This window comes from Nostoc sp. (assembly GCF_036917555.1).
In the GTDB taxonomy this organism is placed as follows: Bacteria; Cyanobacteriota; Cyanobacteriia; order Cyanobacteriales; family Nostocaceae; genus Nostoc.
This window is the reverse complement of sequence record NZ_JBALDD010000081.1, coordinates 1-2,500: the sequence shown is the minus strand read 5'-3', so window position 1 is coordinate 2,500 and position 2,500 is coordinate 1. Positions and strand designations below refer to the sequence as shown.

At 50.3% G+C, this 2,500-nt stretch carries 2 tRNA genes and 2 rRNA genes (1 of these 4 cut by a window edge); all 4 read right to left on the bottom strand.

Features of this window, described 5'->3' with window-relative positions:
- Positions 1-457: ribosomal RNA gene (locus V7K60_RS31495) — 23S ribosomal RNA — on the bottom strand (it extends 2,439 nt beyond the left edge of the window).
- Positions 458-643: 186 nt separating this feature from the next.
- A tRNA-Ala gene (locus tag V7K60_RS31490) sits at positions 644-716 on the bottom strand.
- Positions 717-801: 85 nt separating this feature from the next.
- A tRNA-Ile gene (locus tag V7K60_RS31485) sits at positions 802-875 on the bottom strand.
- Positions 876-1,007: 132 nt separating this feature from the next.
- A 16S ribosomal RNA gene (locus V7K60_RS31480) occupies positions 1,008-2,498 on the bottom strand.
- Together the 16S and 23S rRNA genes with 2 tRNA genes alongside form the textbook arrangement of a ribosomal RNA operon.
- Positions 2,499-2,500: the final 2 nt, after the last annotated feature.

The following is a 2,500-nucleotide window of genomic DNA, read 5'->3' as shown; positions in this document are numbered from 1 at the left end:
TAGTATTTAGCCTTACGAGGTGGTCCTCGCTGATTCACATGGGATTCCTCGTGCCCCATGCTACTCGGGATTCAGCTACTATCCTTTAACTTTCAACTACAGGACTTTCACCTTCTTTGGTGCAGTATTTAGCTGCTTCGTCTAGTCTAGGGATTCGATATTGCTGTCCCACTACCCCAAAAGGTAAACCCTTTGGTTTAGGCTTTTCCCCTTTCGCTCACCACTACTGAGGGAATCTCTTTATTGATTTCTCTTCCTCCAGCTACTAAGATGTTTCAATTCGCTGGGTTGGCTCTCTCCTGCCTATATATTCAGCAGGTAGTATTAAGGGTTGCCCCATTCGGAAATCTCCGGCTCAATGTTTGCTTCCAACTCCCCGGAGCATATCGTCGGTAACCACGTCCTTCGTCGCCTCTGTGTGCCTAGGTATCCACCGTTAGCCCTTATTCGCTTGACCACTCAAATATTTTGGTCTTTCAACTGCATTCACAAGAGCATCTATAACAAAATGTCTGTGTCTGCCTGCTAATTTCGCGTTACTATGCAGTTTTCAAGGTTCTGGCTGAGACTATTCTCAGCAGTCTGACTATTTAGTCATGTTGCTGATTTCTCTTGCTTTTCTGTTTTGGCAATCACTTTCAGGTGGAGGTTAGCGGACTCGAACCGCTGACATCCTGCTTGCAAAGCAGGCGCTCTACCAACTGAGCTAAACCCCCAGACGAAAAGTTATGAGTTAGGAATTGCTAGTTATGAGTTTTTTATTCCTCACTTCTAACTTCTCACTCTTAACTATTCTTCAGGTGGGCCATCCTGGACTCGAACCAGGGACCTCACCCTTATCAGGGGTGCGCTCTAACCACCTGAGCTAATAGCCCATATCGAACCAAATCATAGTTTGAAAGCTTTCTAAATTATTTTGCAAATGTCTGCGACCGACCTAGGTAAGACCAACTTACTATCTATATAGCTGTTTGCTTTTCGATATCTAAGGGGTGTAGGTCTCCTTTAAAGGAGGTGATCCAGCCACACCTTCCGGTACGGCTACCTTGTTACGACTTCACCCCAGTCACCAGTCCTGCCTTAGGCATCCTTCTCCCCGAAAGGTTGAAGTAATGACTTCGGGCACTACCAGCTTCCATGGTGTGACGGGCGGTGTGTACAAGGCCCGGGAACGAATTCACTGCAGTATGCTGACCTGCAATTACTAGCGATTCCGACTTCACGCAGGCGAGTTGCAGCCTGCGATCTGAACTGAGCTCCGGTTTCTGGGATTTGCTTGCATTCGCATGCTTGCTGCCCTCTGTCCGGAGCATTGTAGTACGTGTGTAGCCCAAGGCGTAAGGGGCATGCTGACTTGACGTCATCCCCACCTTCCTCCGGTTTGTCACCGGCAGTCTCTCTAGAGTGCCCAACTTAATGCTGGCAACTAAAAACGAGGGTTGCGCTCGTTGCGGGACTTAACCCAACATCTCACGACACGAGCTGACGACAGCCATGCACCACCTGTGTTCGCGCTCCCGAAGGCACTCTCAACTTTCATCAAGATTCGCGACATGTCAAGCCTTGGTAAGGTTCTTCGCGTTGCATCGAATTAAACCACATACTCCACCGCTTGTGCGGGCCCCCGTCAATTCCTTTGAGTTTCACCGTTGCCGGCGTACTCCCCAGGCGGGATACTTAACGCGTTAGCTACGGCACGGCTCGGGTCGATACAAGCCACGCCTAGTATCCATCGTTTACGGCTAGGACTACTGGGGTATCTAATCCCATTCGCTCCCCTAGCTTTCGTCCCTCAGTGTCAGTTACGGCCTAGCAGAGCGCCTTCGCCACTGGTGTTCTTCCTGATCTCTACGCATTTCACCGCTACACCAGGAATTCCCTCTGCCCCGAACGTACTCTAGCTATGTAGTTTCCACTGCTCTTATCTAGTTGAGCTAGACTCTTTAACAGCAGACTTACATTGCCACCTGCGGACGCTTTACGCCCAATCATTCCGGATAACGCTTGCATCCTCCGTATTACCGCGGCTGCTGGCACGGAGTTAGCCGATGCTTATTCCTCAGGTACCGTCATTTTTTTCTTCCCTGAGAAAAGAGGTTTACGACCCAAGAGCCTTCCTCCCTCACGCGGTATTGCTCCGTCAGGCTTTCGCCCATTGCGGAAAATTCCCCACTGCTGCCTCCCGTAGGAGTCTGGGCCGTGTCTCAGTCCCAGTGTGGCTGATCGTCCTCTCAGACCAGCTACTGATCGTCGCCTTGGGAGTCCATTACACTTCCAACTAGCTAATCAGACGCGAGCTCATCTTCAGGCAATTAATCTTTCACCCCTAAAGGCACATCCGGTATTAGCCACCGTTTCCAGTGGTTGTCCCAGACCTAAAGCCAGATTCTCACGCGTTACTCACCCGTCCGCCACTGTGTCCGAAGACACCGTTCGACTTGCATGTGTTAAGCATACCGCCAGCGTTCATCCTGAGCCAGGATCAAACTCTCCGTTTTGT